Source organism: Amycolatopsis sp. CA-230715, assembly GCF_018736145.1.
Lineage (GTDB): Bacteria > Actinomycetota > Actinomycetes > Mycobacteriales > Pseudonocardiaceae > Amycolatopsis.
This window is the reverse complement of record NZ_CP059997.1, coordinates 625,132-643,357: the sequence shown is the minus strand read 5'-3', so window position 1 is coordinate 643,357 and position 18,226 is coordinate 625,132. Positions and strand designations below refer to the sequence as shown.

The 18,226-nt window shown below is 70.5% G+C and carries 16 protein-coding genes; 11 read left to right on the top strand and 5 right to left on the bottom strand.

Annotation, left to right across the window (positions count from 1 at the left end; translation table 11 throughout):
* Window positions 1–110: 110 nt before the first annotated feature.
* Window positions 111–1,121, top strand: a complete 1,011-nt coding sequence (locus HUW46_RS03080) for a TerC family protein (RefSeq protein WP_215545810.1) — start codon at window positions 111–113, stop codon at window positions 1,119–1,121.
* Between the two features lie 23 nt (window positions 1,122–1,144).
* Entirely contained in the window at window positions 1,145–3,082 is a 1,938-nt protein-coding gene (locus HUW46_RS03075) for a S9 family peptidase (RefSeq protein ID WP_215545809.1), read from the top strand.
* Here the strand turns inward: HUW46_RS03075 and HUW46_RS03070 are convergent, their stop codons facing one another.
* Entirely contained in the window at window positions 3,083–3,739 is a 657-nt protein-coding gene (locus HUW46_RS03070; protein WP_215545808.1) for an RES family NAD+ phosphorylase, read from the bottom strand.
* A 45-nt stretch (window positions 3,740–3,784) separates the two neighbouring features.
* Window positions 3,785–4,369, bottom strand: a complete 585-nt coding sequence (locus HUW46_RS03065; RefSeq protein ID WP_215545807.1) for a DNA-binding protein — start codon at window positions 4,367–4,369, stop codon at window positions 3,785–3,787.
* A 467-nt stretch (window positions 4,370–4,836) separates the two neighbouring features.
* Between HUW46_RS03065 and HUW46_RS03060 the strand changes: the two genes are divergently transcribed.
* From HUW46_RS03060 to HUW46_RS03050, 3 genes are read left to right on the top strand one after another with little or no spacing between them, the layout of a single operon-like run.
* On the top strand, window positions 4,837–6,432 hold the full coding sequence (locus HUW46_RS03060; RefSeq protein ID WP_215545806.1) for a sugar ABC transporter ATP-binding protein: 1,596 nt from the start codon (window positions 4,837–4,839) through the stop codon (window positions 6,430–6,432).
* Complete coding sequence (locus HUW46_RS03055) at window positions 6,429–7,484, top strand: ABC transporter permease (RefSeq protein WP_215545805.1); 1,056 nt, start codon at window positions 6,429–6,431, stop codon at window positions 7,482–7,484. Before HUW46_RS03060 ends, HUW46_RS03055 begins: the two co-directional genes overlap by 4 nt.
* A gap of 56 nt (window positions 7,485–7,540) precedes the next feature.
* Window positions 7,541–8,560 (top strand): substrate-binding domain-containing protein, encoded by a 1,020-nt coding sequence (locus HUW46_RS03050; protein WP_215545804.1) that lies wholly within the window; start codon window positions 7,541–7,543, stop codon window positions 8,558–8,560.
* 494 nt (window positions 8,561–9,054) lie between these two features.
* Here the strand turns inward: HUW46_RS03050 and HUW46_RS03045 are convergent, their stop codons facing one another.
* On the bottom strand, window positions 9,055–10,047 hold the full coding sequence (locus tag HUW46_RS03045) for a LacI family DNA-binding transcriptional regulator (protein ID WP_215545803.1): 993 nt from the start codon (window positions 10,045–10,047) through the stop codon (window positions 9,055–9,057).
* Window positions 10,048–10,204: 157 nt separating this feature from the next.
* Between HUW46_RS03045 and HUW46_RS03040 the strand changes: the two genes are divergently transcribed.
* The 3 genes from HUW46_RS03040 (at window position 10,205) to HUW46_RS03030 (ending at window position 14,585) form a co-directional block, all read left to right on the top strand.
* Complete coding sequence (locus HUW46_RS03040; RefSeq protein ID WP_215545802.1) at window positions 10,205–11,620, top strand: L-fucose/L-arabinose isomerase family protein; 1,416 nt, start codon at window positions 10,205–10,207, stop codon at window positions 11,618–11,620.
* Window positions 11,613–13,106 (top strand): FGGY-family carbohydrate kinase, encoded by a 1,494-nt coding sequence (locus HUW46_RS03035; RefSeq protein ID WP_215545801.1) that lies wholly within the window; start codon window positions 11,613–11,615, stop codon window positions 13,104–13,106. The genes HUW46_RS03040 and HUW46_RS03035 overlap by 8 nt, the downstream gene beginning before the upstream one ends.
* A 156-nt stretch (window positions 13,107–13,262) precedes the next feature.
* Window positions 13,263–14,585, top strand: coding sequence for an amino acid permease (locus HUW46_RS03030; protein WP_254126568.1), 1,323 nt, complete (start codon window positions 13,263–13,265; stop codon window positions 14,583–14,585).
* Here HUW46_RS03030 and HUW46_RS03025 read toward each other — a convergent pair.
* The gene (locus tag HUW46_RS03025; RefSeq protein WP_215545799.1) at window positions 14,582–15,487 is read right to left on the bottom strand and encodes a hypothetical protein; all 906 of its coding nucleotides are present in this window, start codon (window positions 15,485–15,487) and stop codon (window positions 14,582–14,584) included. The two genes, HUW46_RS03030 and HUW46_RS03025, sit on opposite strands and share 4 nt — an antisense overlap.
* A complete protein-coding gene (locus HUW46_RS03020) occupies window positions 15,484–16,218 on the bottom strand; it encodes a DUF6597 domain-containing transcriptional factor (protein WP_215545798.1) in 735 nt (244 codons plus the stop codon). The genes HUW46_RS03025 and HUW46_RS03020 overlap by 4 nt, the downstream gene beginning before the upstream one ends.
* Before the next feature lie 65 nt (window positions 16,219–16,283).
* On the opposite strand from HUW46_RS03020, the gene HUW46_RS03015 reads away from it, so the two are divergent.
* From HUW46_RS03015 to HUW46_RS03005, 3 genes are all read left to right on the top strand, one after another.
* Window positions 16,284–17,045 carry an MgtC/SapB family protein gene (locus tag HUW46_RS03015; RefSeq protein ID WP_215545797.1) on the top strand — a complete coding sequence of 254 codons (762 nt, stop codon included), beginning with the start codon at window positions 16,284–16,286 and terminating at the stop codon, window positions 17,043–17,045.
* A gap of 18 nt (window positions 17,046–17,063) precedes the next feature.
* Window positions 17,064–17,468 (top strand): NUDIX hydrolase, encoded by a 405-nt coding sequence (locus HUW46_RS03010; protein ID WP_215545796.1) that lies wholly within the window; start codon window positions 17,064–17,066, stop codon window positions 17,466–17,468.
* Window positions 17,469–17,705: 237 nt separating this feature from the next.
* Window positions 17,706–18,224: an MmpS family transport accessory protein gene (locus tag HUW46_RS03005; RefSeq protein ID WP_215545795.1), complete on the top strand. Its 519-nt coding sequence runs from the start codon at window positions 17,706–17,708 to the stop codon at window positions 18,222–18,224.
* Window positions 18,225–18,226 lie beyond the last annotated feature (2 nt).

Here is an 18,226-nt window from a genome sequence, read left to right as displayed (position 1 = left end):
GTGTCGTCAGCACGGCTGCCCCTGGGCGCCCGGCACCGTCGGCCGGTCCCGCACCGGCGGAAGAGACCTCCGGTTAGTTGCTGCTGCGCACTATCCGGAGGTTTCGTTTCATGACTGTTCCCCTGTGGTTGTGGGTCGCCACGGTCGGTGGCCTGCTCGCGCTCATCGCGCTCGACCTCGTCATCGTCGACCGGAAGCCGCACGAGGTCACCACGGGTGAGGCAGCTCGCTGGGTCATCTTCTACATCTCGTGCGCGGTGCTGTTCGGGATCGGGCTGTGGTTCTTCGCCGGGCACCACCCGGCGATCGAGTTCTTCACCGGGTACATCACCGAGTACTCGCTCAGCGTGGACAACCTGTTCATCTTCATGATCATCATGGCCTCGTTCAAGGTGCCCGCGATCCACCAGCACCGGGTGCTGCTGGTCGGCATCCTGCTGGCGCTGGCGATGCGGAGCGTGTTCATCGCGGTGGGCGCCGCGCTGATCGCGCAGTTCGTCTGGGTGTTCTTCCTCTTCGGCGCGATCCTGGTGTGGACGGCCGTGAGCATGGTCCGCAACAAGGACGAGGACGAGGAGTACGAGGAGAACGCGGTCACCCGCCTGGTGCGCAAGGTCTTCCCGGTCACCGAGGACTACGTCGGCCACAAGTCGTTCGTGAAGCGCGACGGCAAGCGGTGGATCACCCCGATGTTCGTGGTGATCGTGGCGATCGGCTCGGCCGACCTGCTCTTCGCCGTCGACTCGATCCCGGCGATCTTCGGCATCACGCAGGACGCGTTCCTGGTGTTCACCGCCAACGCGTTCGCGCTGATGGGCCTGCGGCAGCTCTTCTTCCTGCTCGGCGGCCTCGTTTCGAAGCTGGTCTACCTGTCCTACGGCCTCGCGGTGATCCTCGGCTTCATCGGCGCCAAGCTGTTCCTGCACGCCCTGCACGAGTACGACGCCGTGCCGGACTGGCTCGACATCAACAACTGGGTGTCCCTCGGCGTCATCGTCGTGGTGCTGACCATCACCACGGTCGCGAGCCTGATGAAGGCCAAGCGGGACCCGGAATCCGTGCACGCCAACGGACTCGACCTGCACGCCGAAGCACCCGAGGAACGAGAAGACGCCCGGTGATCCCGTGCCGGTAGGGTCGGCCGGTGCGTCCATCGGATCTCGAACTGCTGGCGGTACCGGGGCGGCTGGCGCTGCGCGGTGAACTCCTGCTGGCCGCGGTTTCGCGGCCCTGCCTGGACACCGATCGCTACACCGGGACGGTGCGCAGGATCGGTTTCGACGGCACGGACCGGGCTTGGACGCACGGCGACCACGATTCGGCGCCGTCGATCTCACCGGACGGCCGGTGGGTCGCGTTCCTCCGCCGCACCGGCGGAGACCCGGCCCAGCTGCACGTGATGCCGTCCGACGGCGGCGAGGCGCGGCGGCTCACCGGCCTCCCGCTCGGCGCGGGCGAGCCGGTGTGGGCGCCGGATTCGCGGCGGATCGCCTTCACCGCGCGGATCCCGGAACCGGGGCGCTACGGCACCGCGGATTCCTCCGGCGAATCCGTCGCGGCGGAGGCGGAGGCACCGCGGCTCATCACCCGGCTCGATTACCGGCTCGACGACATCGGGTTCCTCGGCGACCGGCGGCTGCGGCTGTTCGTGGCCGACGTGTTCGACGGGGCCACGACGGCGGGGCCGTCCCTGGGCGCGGAAGCGCTCACCGACGGCGAAGCCGATGTCGAGCACCCGGTGTGGACCCCGGACGGCGAGCGGGTGCTCGTCGTCGCGGGGCGCGACTGGGGAAGGGAAGACGGCGATCAGTGCGACGTCTACGCGATCCCGGCCGCGGGCGGCGCGCCGGAGCTGGTCGTGCGGATGCGCGGTTACGCCGAACGGCTGTGCGCCGACGGCGGGTCGCTTTTCTTCTACGGCACCGAGTTCTCCGGTCCCGGGACCGAGATCCGCAACGTCGGGCTCTTCTCCGCGTCACTGCCGGAGCCGGGTTCCGTCGCCGAGGCGCGGCGGCTCACCGACGCCGAGACCGTCGACTGCGATCCCGCCGCGGGGCCGCCGGTGCCCCTCGGCGACGACCTGCTGGTCGCCGTCCGCACCCGGGGCGCCGTCGAGCTGCGCGCCGTCCCGCGCACCGCGGCCGGGACCCGTCTCGACGGGCTCCGGCTGCTCGGCGGCGAGCGTGCGAGGGTCACCGCGTTCGCCGCGGACGGGCGCCGGGTCGCCGCCGCGATCACGGCCCCGGACTCGCGCGGCGACGTCTGCCTGCTCGGCTCCGGCCCGCTCACGGACTGGTCGAAACCCTTGCGGGACAAGGGAATCCGCCCGCTGACCGAGCTGACGGCGACCTCCGCCGACGGGTATCCCGTGCACGGCTGGCTGGTGCTGCCCGAAGGCGACGGCCCGCATCCGGTGCTGCTGGTGGTGCACGGCGGGCCGTTCGCCGACTACGGCTGGGGCCTGTTCGACGAGGCGCAGGTGTACGCCTCCGCGGGGTACGCGGTCGTGCTTCCGAACCCGCGCGGTTCCGCGGGCTACGGCGAGTCGCACGGCCGCGCGATCCTGCACGCGCTCGGCACCGTCGACGCCGACGACCTGCTGGCCCTGCTCGACGCGGCGCTCGAGCGGCCAGATCTCGACCGCGGCCGGACCGGCGTGATGGGCGGGTCCTACGGCGGGTTCATGACCGGCTGGCTCGCCGCGCACCACGGCGGGCGGTTCCGCGCCGCGTGGAGCGAGCGCGCGGTCAACGCCTGGGACTCGTTCACCGGCAGCTCGGACATCGGCTGGAAGTTCGCCCGCTGCTACGTCGGCGACGATCCGGCCGAGCAGCGCGCCCGCAGCCCGCTCACGCACGCGGACCGGATCGGCATCCCGTTCGCCGTGGTGCACTTGGAACTCGACTGGCGGTGCCCGGTGGAACAGGCGCAGCGCATGTTCGTCGCGCTCAAGCGCGCCGGTACCGAAACCGAGCTGCTGCTGTTCCCCGGCGAAGGGCACGAGCTGAGCCGCTCCGGCAGCCCGCGCCACCGCCTCCAGCGCTTCGAAGCCGTGCTCGACTGGTGGTCAAGGCACCTTTAGCTAGTCCAGCAGGACGTAGTTCAGCTCGGCGCACACCCTGCCGAGCGGGACGTCGAGGCCGGGGTGGTCGAGCGAGAGCAGCACGTCCGGCTCGACGGGCAGCGCCGCGCCTGCCGGCGGGTCCCACAGGCACAGCGCGGGGCCACCCGAATCCATCGAAGACCGGTACCAGAGCCCGTCGAGATCGCTGAAGGCCGAGCGGATCGCGCGCGCCCACGCCTGCGTGATGCGCTTGGGGCCGCTCGAAATCTCCTGCGAGGCGCCGACCCTGGTCGGCCACAGCCCGGACAGGTCCAGCAGCCGCAGCGTCCTGGTCGGCCGCACCACCACCAGCCGGGGGCCGCGCGTCCTGCGGTCGACCGTGGACGTCGTCTGGTACACCTCGGCGACGCTCGTGCGCACGGTGAGCCCGAAGTAGAGCACTCCGTTACCGGGGTCGGTGACCGGCTTTCCCCCTCGCGCGGGGTGCTGCTGGTCGAACCGGCCGTGCGGAAGCGGGCCGGTGTAGCGGAACGAGTTCCACTGCTGCGGATGGTTGCCGTGCGCGGTGAAGATCCGCACCAGCCTGGTCCCCGGGTGCACCGCCACGACGTCCTCGGTGCGGTTCAGCTCGTTGACCAGGACGGCGCGAGAAGGCGGCAGGGGGAGCCTTGCCATTCGTGCTGTTACCTGTTTCTCGTGATCTTGGGCCGGGTGGACAGCTTAGAAGGGCGTGCCCAGAACCTCCACCAGTGCCACGACGGCCTCCGGGTCGCCGCCCGCGAGCAGCCACTGCCGCGGGGTCGCCGGACGCTCGTTGATCACGAGGTCTTCCTGCGGTGTGCTCATGAACGCGGCCACCACGAGCGCTGGCTGGTCCGCGGGCACCGCCGCCAGCACCACCTCGAGGCCCGGCAGCACCCCGCTGCCGGTGAACTGCCACGACGGCAGCCGCCACCCGCTCTGGTCCTTCCAGCCGGTGAGCCTGCCCTCGGACAGCTTGTGCCGGACGCGGCTGCGGTCGACGCCGAGGTTCTTGGCCACCTCGTTCGCGGTGAGCGAGGATTCGGCGAACACCGCGTGCGCGGCCACCGTCCTGGCCCGGAAGTCCGCTTCGTCCTCTTCGTAGGGGGAAAGGTCCAGCCCGACGTCGGTCAGCGCGGCGCGCGTGTCGGACGGGAAGAACTCCGCGGGGTTGGGCGCCAGCGGGGACAGCCTGCGCGCGGCATCCTCCACGAGAGTGAGGAACTCGGTGGCATCCACTCGGAGCCCTGCCTTCGCGAGCACGTTTTCCAGCGCCATAGTCATGCCGCTCAGACTAGCTCGCGTGTGCGGGTTCGTGCGATTCCTGACCGCAAATGTGGGTGAATTCACCAAAGATCGACACGTAACGCACATAATCAAACACATGCTGTAGGCGACCGTCGGTCAGTCTGCCCTGCTCAGGTGGTGTTGTCCAGGGTCGAAGGGACTTTCCCGGCCACTTCTTCCAGTGTCCCATTCCGGCGCGGGTACTGGCATGTCACGAGCCTGCTCCGATCCGGCGGTCGGAGGTCGAAAGTGGTCGTGTGCGCACCGCGTGCTCGGTACAGTGCGGGCCGTACGCGGGCTTCGCGGGCCGTGGCGCACCTGGGTAAAGAACCCGATCGGGTGATGCTTGACACGTCGTCCAGGTCACTCTAGCTTTCTCGGGTAATCGATTTCTCGGGTGTTCACGAAGGTACGGGACCTTCAGCGCACGCCGGGACGCCGACCGTCGCCAACGAAGGATGCGGATGGACAGTGAGGCTGCGGGGGGTGCCGCGCTGGTCGAGATGGCCGGGATCAGCAAGGCCTACGGCGGGGTGCGGGCGGTCTCCGGGGTGGACTTCACCGTGCTGGAAGGCGAAGTGCACGCGCTGCTCGGCGAGAACGGCGCGGGCAAGTCGACCCTGATGAAGGTGCTCTCCGGCGAGGTCGGCGGCTACGAGGGCGAGATCAGGGTCTCCGGCGAGCCGGTGCACTTCACCCGTCCCGTCGACGCCCAGCGCGCCGGGATCGCGATGATCCACCAGGAGCTCGACCTGGTGCCCGCGCTGTCCGTGGCCGAGAACGTCTTCCTCGGCAGGGAGCTCAAGACCCGGTACGGCGTGGTCGACCGCGGCCGCATGGTCGCCGAGACCGGCGAGCTGCTCGACCGCGCCGGGGTCGCGCTCGACCCCCGCCGCCCGATCGACCAGTTGCGGACCGGGGAGCAGCAGCTGGTCACCATCGCCAAGGCGCTCTCGCTCGACGCGCGGATCCTGATCATGGACGAGCCGACCTCCGCGTTGTCCTCGCACGAGGTCGAGCAGTTGTTCACGGTGATCGCCGAGCTGCGGCGGGGCGGCGCGGGGATCGTCTACATCTCGCACCGGATGGACGAGATCGGCCGGGTCGCCGACCGGGCGACGGTGCTGCGCAACGGTTCCGTCGTCGCCGAGTTCGACGCGCGCGCGATGACCGCGGCGCAGGCTTCCGAGGCGATGGTCGGCAGGCCGGTGCACCTCATGTTCCGCACCGAGGCCGAGCCGGACAGCGCGCACCTTGCCGACGAGGACGACGGCGACGACCTGCTGCGGGTCGAAGACCTGGAGGTGCGGCAAAAGCGGCCGAAGCCGGGCCGTCGCGATCCCGCGGGCATTTCCCTCCGGGTGCGGCGGGGCGAGATCGTCGGGCTCGCCGGGCTGCTCGGCGCCGGGCGCACCGAACTGCTGGAAACCCTCTACGGCGTCGGATCGGGCAGGCCCACCGGCGGCCGGATCCTGTTGGACGGCAAGGAGATCGCGCCGTCGGGGCCGAGACAGGCGCTCAAGCTCGGCATCGCGTTCCTCCCCGAGGACCGCCGGATCGCCGGGCTGTCGCTGGAGCACTCCGTGCTGGCCAACACCGTACTGTCCATTGTGGAACGGATCGCGCGGCTGGGCGCGGTGCCGAGGGCGAAGGAGCGCGCGCTGGCCGCCGAAACCACCGAACGGCTCGGCGTGAAACTCGCGTCGCTGGCCAGCCCGGTCGGCTCGCTGTCCGGCGGGAACCAGCAGAAAGTGGTGCTGGGGCGGAACTTGCTGACCGAACCGTCGCTGCTGCTGCTCGACGAACCGACCCGCGGGGTGGACGTCGGGGCGAAGGCCGAGATCTACCGCCTGCTCGGCGAAACCGCGAGCCGCGGCGTCGGCGTGCTGCTCGCCTCGTCCGAGCCAGCCGAGCTGATCGGCGTGTGCGACCGCGTGATCGTCCTGCAGGACGGGCGCAGCGTGCAGGAGATCGACACCGCTTCCGGCAGCGAAGCCGATCTCCTCGCCGCGTCGATGGGAGAAGGAGCCGTGAGCGAAGAACTGGGTGAGAGGGCATGACCGAGCAGACCAAGCAGGGCCCCGGCCCGTCCACCGTGCTGGACCCCGAGCTGAAGCGGACCCGCGGCACCGATCTCGTCTCCATCGTGTTCCGCTTCCAGAGCGTGTTCGCACTGGTCGTGGTGTTCATCGCGGCCATCGTGTTCTCCCCGGTCAAGAACGGCGACCTGGTCTTCCTCGACCCCGACAACCTGTTCGGCGTGGTGCGGGCGACCTCGGAGACCGGGATCCTCGCCGTCGGCATGACACTGGTGATCCTCATCGGCGGGATCGACCTGTCCGTCGGCTCCGTGCTCGGGCTCGCTAGTGTCGGTGCCGCCGTGCTCCTCGTCAACAACGACTTCGGCCTCGTGCCCGCGGTGCTGATCGTGCTCGCCATCGGGCTCGTGTTCGGCCTGCTGCAGGGCGTGGCGATCGCGAAGTTCGGCATCCAGGCGTTCATCGTGACCCTGGCGGGCATGCAGATCGCGCGGGGGCTCGCCAGGATCTGGTCCGGCGGGCAGGGCATCACCATCACCTACGGCGATGGCGCGAACCAGGCGCCGTTGACCTTTTCCCTGCTCGGCGAGCGCACCTTCAACGGGCTCGTGCCGATCCCCGCGCTCATCTTCATCGTGGTCGCCGCGCTCGCCGTCGTCCTGCTGCGGGTCAGCGCGTTTTCGCGGCACATCTACGCGATCGGCGGCAACGAGAAGGCCGCGAGGCTCTCCGGTGTGCCGGTCACCCGCGTGAAGATCCTGGTGTTCGGCATCTGCGGGCTGCTCGCCGCGCTCGCCGGGATCGTGCACGCGGGCCAGCTGAACTTCGGCGGCCCCAACGACGGTGCCATGTACGAACTCGACGCCATCGCCGCCGTGGTGATCGGCGGCACCAGCCTCACCGGCGGCAGGGGATCGGTCGTCGGCACCGTCGCCGGTGCGCTGCTCGTCTGGGTGCTCCGGAACATCCTGGCGCTCAACAACATCGACTCCAACATCCAGCTGCTCATCATCGGGCTGGTGATCGTGCTCGCCGCGGGCCTGCAGCGCTTCCGCCCGGAATCCGCGGGCTGAGCACGCCTACTTCGCCTACTTCGCCTACTTCGCTGACCGACAAGAAGGGAACTGCCATGACAGTGCGGACACGGAGGGTGGTCGTCGGCGCCGCGCTGGCGGCCTGCGCCCTCGTCGCGACTTCGGCCTGCGGCACCACGAGCGAGAACTCGGGTGCCCCGAAGAGCGGTGGCCAGCAATCGGCGCCGAAGAAGTGCGGCAAGGACGGCAGCTACACCATCGGGATGAGCCAGGCCAACGTCGCCGAGCCGTACCGCCAGCGGATGGATGACGACATCAGGGCCGCCGCCGCGGGCATACCGCAGTTCAAGGTCAACTTCGCCGACGCGGCGCAGGACAACTCGAAGCAGGTCGAGCAGGTGAAGACCTTCCTGACCCAGCAGATCGACCTGCTGATCATCAGCCCGAACGAGGCGACCCCGCTGACCAACGTGGTCAAGGAGGCCTTCAACAAGAACATCCCGGTGCTGGTGCTCGACCGCAAGGTCGACGGCGACGCCTACACCTCGTTCATCGGTGCCAACAACACCGACATCGGCAAGCAGGCGGGCGAATTCGTCGGCACGAAGCTCCTGCCCAGCGGCGGCAAGATCGCCGAGATCCGCGGCCTCGCCGGATCCACCCCGGCCAAGGAGCGCGCCGACGGCTTCCAGCAGGGCATCGCGGGCAAGAACATCGACATCGTCGCCACCGCCGACGGGGACTGGCTGCGCGACAAGGGCCAGGCACAGGCCGACGCCGTGCTCAAGGCGCACCCCGACATCCAGGCCATCTACTCGCAGAACGACCCGATGGCCGAGGGCGCCAGGATCGCCGCGACCAACGCGGGCAAGCCCGATCTCAAGATCATCGGCATCGACGGCCTCCCCATCGACGCGGGCGGGATCAAGGCCGTCGAAGCGGGCCGCCTTTCGGCGACCTTCGTCTACCCGACCGGCGGCAAGGAAGCCGTCGCCGCCGCGAAGACGCTCCTCGTCGACTGCGGCAAGGTCGAGAAGACCCAGACCCTGCCGACCCGCCTGGTCACCAAGGAAAACGCCGCCCAGGTCTACGCCGAAATGAACAAGCAGGGCTAGCCTTCCGGTCGCCTCGAAGGCGGCTCCGGTAGGGGGCGTCCGTGCTGGCAGGGGCTTCTGCTGTCTCGGCGGGGATCCGGTGATGCGCCGAAAGATGCTCCTATAGAGGGGGCGGGTCGTGTATGTCGCCGAAGGCTCCTCTTGGGCGGTCTGTGTCAGGATCTCGGCCCTCGCGGCGGGCTGCCGGGCGCCCCGAAGGTGGCTTTCAGGGCATCCAGCGCCCCGAAGGTCACCTTCGGGGCATGCGCAGCCCTGTCCGCGCGTGAGCGAGGGCCGAGAAAGTGGCGCTAGGGTCCCCGAAGGTGGCCTTCGGGGACCTCCGCCGCCGATCATCGTGCCGCGCACCCGACATCACTGTGACGTTCGGGGAATCCAGCGCCCCGAACGTCACAGTCGGGGCGCTCCGGGATCCCTTGCGCTGCCCGGGATCCATCCCCTTCGCCGCCGGATCCACCGCGCTCCCGGCCCTCGCGGCTGGCGCGGCGGAACCGCGTTCAGGCAGTTCGGGAGGAGCTGCCGCGCGGGATGAGGCGGGCGGCGAGGGTGGCCGACGTGGTTTCCCGCGTGTTGTCGCCGATCCGCGCGAGCAGTAGCTGCGCGGCCCTGGTGCCGATGTCGTAGGCGGGCTGCGCGACGACCGTCAGCGGCGGGTCCACCAGTGTCGCCCACGGCGCGTCGTCGAAGGCGACCACGCCGATGTCCCGTCCGAGCCGCAGCCCGCGCTCGGCGAGCACTTCCAGCACGCCGACGGCCATCGTGCTGTTCGCGACGAGCAGCGCGTCCGGCCGCGGCGTCAGCTTCAGCAGGTCCGCGGTGGCCTCGGCGGCACCGGTCGCGCGGTATTCCGCGCGCCGCACCAGTTCGTCGTCCGCGTCGCTGCCGGGCAGGGCGTCCCGGTAGCCCGCGAGCCGGTCGTCGGCGGTGCGGACCCCGGCGGGCCCGGTCAGGCAGGCGATGCGCCGGTAGCCCGCGGCGAGGAGGTGTTCGGTGGCCTGCTTCGCGGCGAGCCGGGTGTCGACGAGCACCTGGTCGCCCGCCTCCGTGGTGAGCGGGCGGTCGACCGCCACCACCGGGGTCCCACGCTGGCTCAGCACCTGGACGCTCGTGGACGCGCCGGTGGGGGAGAGCACCACACCCGCGACGCGCTCCTGGAGCGCCACGTCGATGTAGCGGCGCTCCTTTTCCGCGTTCTCGTCGGAGTTGCACAGCACCACCGAGTACCCGGCGGTCTGCGCGACGTCCTCGACGCCGCGCGCGATCGCGGTGAAGAACGGGTTCTCCACGTCCGAGATAATCAGCGCCAGCACCGCGGTCTCCTGGCGGCGCAGGTTGCGGGCGAGGCCGTTCGGGTGATAGCCGAGCTCGGTCGCCGCGGCCTGCACGCGCGCGGCGAGCGCGGGGTCCACAGTGGACTTGCCGTTGAGCGCGCGGGACACCGTGGCGGTCGAAACACCGGCGCGTTCCGCCACATCGCTGATGGTCGCCACGGCGACCTCCCCTCATCCTCCGCCACCGAACCTCCCCGGTGACGACCAGCGGCCCTGAAGGCCATCGGCAGCCTATTGACACTGCCCACCGTGCAGAATAGCGTCTCGGGTAAACGATTACTCGCCCTGTTCGCGACCTTGGCTGCCTGGAGGACTCGTGGCCCGTATCGGTGTGCTCAGTATTTCCGATGGCCGTGATCATGTGCACGCGCGCAATGCCGAGTTCATCCAGTCCAAACAGGACAGACTCGTGCGCACCCTCGAGGCGGCCGGGCACGAGGTGGTGACCGGCGCCGATCTGGTCGCCACCAACGCGGTGGCCGGCTCCGCGGCACGAGGGATCGCCGCGGCGGACGTCGACCTCACGATCTTCTACTACGCGGTGTGGAGCTTCCCGCACTTCACCATGCTGGCCGCGGACGCCACCCGCAGCCCGCTGGTGCTCGTCGCCAGCACCGACCCCACCGAGCCCGGTCTCGTCGGCATGCTCGCCGCGGGCGGCGCGCTCGACCAGATCGGCAGGGAGCACACCCGCCTCTGGGGCGCCCCCGACGACGCGGAGCTGGCCGAGCAGGTCGGCGCGCACGCGCGCGCCGCGGCGGCGGTGGCCTCGCTGCGGGGCTCGACGTTCGGCCGGTTCGGCGGCCGCCCGATGGGCATGAACACCGCGGTCGCCAACACCGACCAGTGGATGCGCCAGTTCGGTGTCGACGTCGAGGAGATCGACCAGTACGAGCTGGTCCTGCGCGCCGAGAAGGCGGACCCCGGCGAGGCGGCCAAGGCACGCGAGTGGATCGAGGCGCACGCGGCGGGCGTGCACTACGACGGCAAGAAGCTCACCCCGGAACTGCTCGAACGGCAGATCCGCTCGTACCAGGCGATCCGCGACATCATCGCCGAGCGGAACCTGGACTTCTCCGGGATCAAGGCCCAGCCCGAGCTGACCGAGCACTTCGCGACGATGGACGTCACCGAGGCCTTCCTCAACGACCCGTACGACTGGAACGGGCCGAAGGACGTGCACATCACCGCCACCGAGGCGGACATGGACGGCGCGCTGACGATGCAGCTGATGCACAAGATCTCCGGCACGCCGGTGCTCTTCGCCGACGTCCGGCACTACCACGGCGACCGCGACATCTGGGACCTGTGCAACTCCGGTCAGCACGCCACCTGGTACGCCGCGCGCAGCGACGACCCGGCGGAGAACCTCGCGAAGGTCAACTTCTACCCCGAGGTGTTCTTCTTCCCGGCGGGCGGCGCGTCGGTGCAGCACATCGCGGCGCCGGGCGACATGACGCTCGGCAGGCTCACCCGCGAGGCGGGGGAGTACCGGCTGCAGCTCATGCTCGGCGAGTTCGAAAGCTACGACGACGCCACGAACGAGGAGCTGATCCGGCAGTCCACTCCGGAATGGCCGCACGCCTTCACCCGGCTCGACGTCCCCGGCGAGGTGTTCCTGTCGAAGTTCGGCGCGAACCACATCCACGCGATCCCCGGCGACCGCCGCGCCGAGCTGCGCGCCGCGGCGAAGCTGATGGGCGTCCGCCTCGACGAGTGGTCCCGTGGCTGACGGGCTGCTGCTCGGGATCGACATCGGCACGTCCAGTTCGAAGGGCGTGCTCGTCAGCCCGCGAGGGGAGGTGCTTGCCCGCGCGAGCCGCGCGCACGAGACCTCCTACCCGCATCCGGGATGGGTCGAGCACGACGCGGAAACCGTGTGGTGGCAGGACTTCCTGGCGATCGCGCGTGAACTGGTGAGCGCGGCGGGCGACCGCGCGCTCGCCGGGCTCGCGGTCAGCGGGATCGGCCCCGTGCTGCTCCCCGCGGACGCCGCGGGGAATCCGCTGCGGCCCGCGATCCTGTACGGCGTGGACACGCGCGCCGCGCGCGAGATCGAGGAACTTACCGCGGAACTCGGCGCGGAGTCCATTGTGGAGCGTGGCGGCACACCGCTGTCCTCGCAGGCGGTCGGCCCGAAGTGGCGGTGGCTGGCGCGGCACGAACCCGAGGTGTACGAGCGCACCGAGCTGTTCCTGATGGCCAGCTCCTACCTCGTGCACCGGCTCACCGGCGAGTACGTGCTCGACCACCATTCGGCGAGCCAGTGCGACCCGATGTACGACCTGCGCGCGGCGGACTGGGCCGCGGACTGGGCGGAGCTGACCGCACCCGGCATCCGGCTGCCGCGGCTGCTGTGGCCGACCGAGGTCGCGGGCACGGTTTCCGCCGCCGCTGCCGCGGAAACCGGTCTGCCGCAAGGGCTTCCGGTCACCGCGGGCACGGTCGACGCGTGGGCGGAGGCGGCGAGCGTCGGCGTCGCCGATCCCGGCGACACGATGGTCATGTACGGCACCACGATGTTCCTCGTCCAGGTGCTCGCCGACCCTCGGCCCGATCCGGGGCTGTGGACCACCCGCGGCGCGTTCCCCGGCACCTATTCGCTCGCCGCGGGCATGGCGACCTCGGGGGCGATCACGGACTGGCTGCGCAAGCTCGTCGGCGGCGATTTCGCGGATCTCGTCGCCCGCGCCGCCGAGGTGCCCGCGGGCAGCAGGGGACTGTTGACGCTGCCGTACTTCGCGGGCGAGCGGACCCCGATCTTCGATCCCGACGCCCGCGGCGTCATCGCCGGGCTGACGACCTCGCACGGGTTGGGCGAGCTGTACCGTGCCACGCTGGAGGGGATCGCCTACGGCGTGCGGCACAACCTCGAGGTGATGGCGTCCGCGGGAGGCGCGTCGAGCCGTCTCGTCGCGGTTGGCGGCGGCACACAGGGCGGCCTGTGGACGCAGATCGTCAGCGACGTGACCGGGGTCGAGCAGCAGGTCCCCGCCGAGACGATCGGCGCGGCACTGGGCGACGCGCTGCTCGCGGCGGTGGCCACCGGGCTCGAACCGGATATCGCGGCGTGGAACCCGGTGCACACCGTGGTCCGCCCCGATCCGGCGCGGACCGGCGTGTACGACGGGTTCTACCGGCGCTACCGCGAGCTGTACCCGGCCACCGCGGACATCGCCCACTTCCTCGCCGAACAGCAGCGTGCCACCGATCGGTGACCGTCCTGACCAGGTAGGACCGGACCCGGTGAACGCTCCACCACCCCGGCCGTTATGGTGCGTGTCACCCAGAAGGTGACCGGTGGAGGGGGAGCTTTGGGCGAGCCAGTCTTGGACGAGGGCTACGAGCGGGGCCTGAAGAACCGGCAGATCAGCATGATGGCGATCGGCGGTGCCATCGGCACCGGCCTGTTCCTCGGCGCTGGCGCCGCGATCGAGACCTCCGGTCCCGCGCTGATCGCCTGCTACGCGGTGGCGGGCGCGGTCATCTTCATCATCATGCGCGCGCTCGGCGAGCTGCTGGTCTACCGGCCCGTTTCGCGGAGCTTCGTCGACTACGCCGAGGAGTTCCTCGGCCGCATGCCCGCCTTCGCGACCGGCTGGGTCTACTGGCTCATGTGGGTCACCACGGCGATGGCCGAGATCACCGCGGCCGGGCTCTACGTGCAGTACTGGTTCCCGTCGATCCCGCAGTGGGTGACCGCCGCGGTCGTGCTCGGCGTGCTGTACCTGGCGAACCTGATCTCGGTGAAGGTGTTCGGCGAGTTCGAGTTCTGGTTCTCCATGATCAAGGTCGTCACCATCGTGGGCGCGATCCTGCTCGGTCTCGCCGTGATCATCTTCGGCTGGGGTCCCGCCGGTGAGCAGGCGTCGTTCGCGCACCTGTGGCAGCACGGCGGGTTCTTCCCGCACGGCGGCAACGCGGCGCTGCTCGCGCTGCAGAGCGTCATGTTCGCCTACCTCGGCGTCGAGCTCATCGGGCTCACCGCGGGCGAGGCGAAGAACCCGGCGAAGGTCCTGCCCAAGGCGATCAACAGCGTCGTCGTGCGCATCGCGGTGTTCTACGTCGGCGCGCTCGTCGTGCTGCTCTCGCTCGTGCCGTGGACGGAGTTCCACAAGGGCAAGAGCCCGTTCGTGCGCGCCTTCGACGCGATCGGCATCCACGGCGCCGCGGGCATCATCCAGTTCGTGGTGCTCACCGCCGCGCTGTCCTCGTGCAACTCGGGCATCTACTCGACCGGCCGCATGCTGAGGACCCTTTCGCTGCAACGGTCCGCGCCCAAGGCGTTCGGGAAGCTGTCGGCGCGTAAGGTCCCGGCGGCGAGCCTGTCCATGTCGGCGGCCGTGATGGCCATCGGCATCCTGATCAACGTCGTGGTGCCCGAAGAGGCGTTCAGCTACATCACCAGCGTCGCCACCGTCGGCGTGATCTGGACGTGGGGCGTGATCCTGATCTGCCAGATCCGGTACCGCCGCAAAGTCGACGCCGGTGAGCTGCCCTCGGGCGGGTTCCGGCTCCCCGGCGCGCCGTGGACCGCCTACTTCGGGCTCGCCTTCCTCGTGCTCGTCGTGGTGCTGCTCGGTTTCTCCGAGGACACCAGGATCGCGCTGTACGTCACCCCGATCGTCGGCGTCGGCATCGCGATCGGGTACGCGGTGACGAGCCGCAAGCAGCGCGCGGAAGAACCCGTCGGCTAGCCGCGGTACGCCGCGAGGACCCGCGCGGCGTGCACGGTGACCACCCCGCGCCACGCCAGCTCCGACGCCGGGCCCGGTGGCTGCCACGGCACCGTCCACCCGCCGTCCGGCCGCTGCCCGCTCGCCAGCTCGGCGAGGTGCGCTTCGATCGCGGCGTCCGGGAACAGGGCCCGTCGCGGGTGCCGCGGGCTCGGCGCGAACTGCAGCGGTGTCACGCCGTAGCCCTCGCCGGGGTAGAGGTGGAAGTGCGCCATGCCGTCGATCCCGGCGGCCAGCTTCTCCGCGTGCGCGACCGCCCACGGGTCGGCGGGGGTCAGGTCGAGGAAGCGGACGATGTTCAACGCGGTGTGACCGTCGGGGACGCGGTCGAGCGCGCGGTCGACTTCGGTGCGGCAGAAGCGTTCCGCCGCGTCGAGCCAGTCCGAGGTCAGGCCGAGCAGCCGCAGGCGCGCGACGATGTTCGCGGTCGGGTTCAGCCCGAGCGGGAAGGCGTTTTCGGTCCAGTGCGTGGCACGGGGCGCGGCGGTGAACGACGGCAGCACGATCGGGAGCGCGCCGGAGGGCGCGGCGACCGAGGCCAGGAACGGCAGCACGCCCTCGCCCAGTTCGCGTGCGCGTGCCCGCACGTCTTCGGTGTCGACTCGGCTGAGGACCTGTTCGACGACTTCGAGTCCAAAGTCCACCGCGAGCGGCTGGCTTTCCGCGGCGAGCACGTCGGCTTCGAGGCCGTTGCCGAATCCGCCGTCGGAGTTGCGGTAGGCGGCGAGCGCGTCCAGTACGGCGTGGGCGGTGGCAGGCGCGGGGGAGCCGAGCCACAGCTCGCCGAGCCGTCGTTCGAGGATCCTCGCGTGCCCGCGCAGGAATCCGAGCGCTGTGGTGTCTACAGTGGACTGACTGGTCATGGTGCCGACACTAGGTCGGGTGCCATGGCCCCGTCTTGAACGGATCGGCCAAACCAGGCGGCCGCCGTACTGCCGGTGAGTGCACGGCAGTCGCGGCTCAAGTGGGCTTGGTCGGCGTAGCCAGCCGCGACCGCGAGCGCGGCCAGGCCACCGGCGTGCGGTGCCATCGCGATCGCCCGCTGCAGCCGCGCCACCCGCAGGTAGGTCGCGGGCCCGTAGCCGACGGCGACGGTGAACCGGCGCCGCAGCGCGCGTTCGCTCAGCCCCAGCCCGGCGGTGGCGTCGGCGACCCTCGGCACGCCGAGGTCGAGCCGCCGCAGCAGCAGCGCGATCTCCGGGGCCGGCCGCGCGCCGTCCAGCCGCGAGGCGACCAGGCCCGGCAGGCCGCGCGGATCGGCGAGCAGGCGCTCCGCCGCACGCGCGCCTTCCCGCCCCCACAGCTCGCTCAGCGCCACCCGCTGGTCGAGCAGTTCGTCCGCGGCGACGCCGAGGACCAGCGGCGCATGACCGGGGGCGAACCGGATGCCGTGCAGCGCGCTCCGCCCACCGGCCGACGGTCGCCACGCACGGGTGTCCGGCCCGGCGACGAACACCCGGCCGCCGCCCACGATCAGGTCGAGGCAGCCGTCCGGCACGACGTTCTTCGCGCGCTCGCGGTCGTCCGGTGTCGAATGCCACACGCACCGCACGGCCCCGGCGAGGTGGGTCGGTGGCGGGGCTTCGCGGTACACACTGCGAGTATGCCTCGCGGGAGGAGACACTGAGGGGTCGTCGTCACGAAGGGAGCCGCCAGGCCATGACGCTCGCGTTTTCACTCGGGGAGCCGTCCGGACAGGGCTGGACGCAGGTCGTCGAACTGCTGATCGCGCTCGTGCTGTGCTCCCTGATCGGACTCGAACGCGAGCTGAAGCAGAAGAGCGCCGGGCTGCGGACGCACACCCTGGTCGGGCTCGGCGCGGCGCTGTTCTTCCTGGTCAGCAAGTACGGCTTCACCGACGTGCTGGAACAGGGCCGGATCGTGCTCGACCCCTCGCGGGTCGCGGCGCAGATCGTCTCCGGGATCGGGTTCATCGGCGGCGGGCTGATCTTCGTCCGCCGGGACGTGGTGCGCGGGCTGACCACGGCGGCCGTGGTGTGGGTGAGCGTCGCGGTCGGGTGCGCCTGCGCGGCGGGGCTGCCGCTGCTCGCGGCGTTCGTCACCGCGGCGCACTTCCTGGTCGTCTACGGCTACCCGCCGCTGATCAGGGCGTTCACCAGGTCGAGGCCCGCGAGCGAGGTCGTGCGGGTCAGCTATCGCGACGGGGAGGGCGCGCTGCGGGGCATCCTCGAAGTCGCGACGAACGCCGGATACGTCGTCGAGCAGGTGCACACCGAACGGCGCCAGATGGACGAGGACGACGAAGAGGGCAGGATGAAGGTGCGCACCGCGCAGGTGATCGACCTCCGGATGCGGCTGCACGGGCCGCCGAAGACGTTCACCGTGCTGGTGAGCACGCTTTCCGAGGAGAGCGGTGTGCTCTCGGTCGACGTCGGGGACATCGACGACACCAGCGAATGACGGCGATACGGTGATCGCGTGACACCGCCGTTCGTCGACAGCCTCGCCTGGATCCTCGTCCGAGATCGCGCCCTGCTTTCCGTGCGCACCAAGGGAAAGGACAAGTTCTACCTGCCCGGCGGGAAACGCGAGCCCGGCGAGAGCGACGTCGCCGCGCTGTGCCGCGAGATCCGCGAGGAGCTCGGCGTCGAACTGGACCCGATGAGTTTTTCGTTCTTCACCGCGCTGAGGGAGCGCGCCGACGGGTACGCCGACGGCCGCGAGGTGCGGATGACGTGCTTCACCGCGGAGCACCGCGGGGAGCTGGCGCCGTCGCGCGAGATCGCCGAGCACCGCTGGCTCACCACGGCCGACGCCGCGCTCTGCCCGCCCGCGGGCAGGAAGGTGCTCGCGATGCTCGGCGACGCTGGCCTGATCGGCTGAACGCCGATCACGTGCCGTGTGCGCGGTTCTTCGCGGGGTCCGGCCGGAAAATCGCGGGAACGCTGGTGGCCGGATCGCGGAAAGCCTTGCTACTAGCCGGTATTCCCCGCACTCGGCGTGAGCCGATCGGGTGAAACTCGATTAATCGCGTTCAACAGCGGTAACGGTGTCATACGTTCGGGCGAGAACTAATCGACGCGTTCGATAGCCGAGCGTGACGAGGGGAGTCGGCCGCCGATGGCAGAGCATCCACGGGGGGTCTTCACTACGAGCCGCGCACGGCGGCCCAAATCGGGCTCGGGCGTGCTGCTCGCCTGTTCGCTCGCGGTACTCGGGATCGTCGTGGTCTCGGTGCTGGTCGCGGCGAACCGGGACCAGGGCGGTGGCGGCTCCGCGACGCCGGGCGCGCACGCGCTGCCCGCGCTCCCGGTGCTGACTTCGGCACCGGAGGCCCACGGCGCCGTGGTCCGGACCAGGGACGTCACCTACGAACTGGCGGGCGACAGCGGCGCCGTCCACGTCACGTTCGTCGCCAAGGGCGCCGACGTCCAGCAGCTCAACGGGGTCCCCACGCCGTGGACCCAGACGGTGTCGCGCGCGGATCCCGAAAACGGGCCGCACTACGTCACGGTGTCCGCGCAGAACGGCGGCCACGGCACCCTGCGCTGCCGCATTCTCGTCGACGGCAAGGTGGTCAGCGAGCGGAGCACGGCGACCGACTACGGCGTCGTGATGTGCGCGAAGGTGCTCGACTGAGC

Coding starts and splice junctions, on each gene's coding strand:
- HUW46_RS03080 (WP_215545810.1), top strand. CDS start 111: ATGACTGTTCCCCTGTGGTTGTGGGTCGCCACGGTCGGTGGCCTGCTC.
- HUW46_RS03055 (WP_215545805.1), top strand. CDS start 6,429: ATGACCGAGCAGACCAAGCAGGGCCCCGGCCCGTCCACCGTGCTGGAC.
- HUW46_RS03050 (WP_215545804.1), top strand. CDS start 7,541: ATGACAGTGCGGACACGGAGGGTGGTCGTCGGCGCCGCGCTGGCGGCC.
- HUW46_RS03065 (WP_215545807.1), bottom strand. CDS start 4,369: ATGACTATGGCGCTGGAAAACGTGCTCGCGAAGGCAGGGCTCCGAGTG.
- HUW46_RS03060 (WP_215545806.1), top strand. CDS start 4,837: ATGGACAGTGAGGCTGCGGGGGGTGCCGCGCTGGTCGAGATGGCCGGG.
- HUW46_RS03030 (WP_254126568.1), top strand. CDS start 13,263: ATGATGGCGATCGGCGGTGCCATCGGCACCGGCCTGTTCCTCGGCGCT.
- HUW46_RS03005 (WP_215545795.1), top strand. CDS start 17,706: ATGGCAGAGCATCCACGGGGGGTCTTCACTACGAGCCGCGCACGGCGG.
- HUW46_RS03070 (WP_215545808.1), bottom strand. CDS start 3,739: ATGGCAAGGCTCCCCCTGCCGCCTTCTCGCGCCGTCCTGGTCAACGAG.
- HUW46_RS03015 (WP_215545797.1), top strand. CDS start 16,284: ATGACGCTCGCGTTTTCACTCGGGGAGCCGTCCGGACAGGGCTGGACG.
- HUW46_RS03025 (WP_215545799.1), bottom strand. CDS start 15,487: ATGACCAGTCAGTCCACTGTAGACACCACAGCGCTCGGATTCCTGCGC.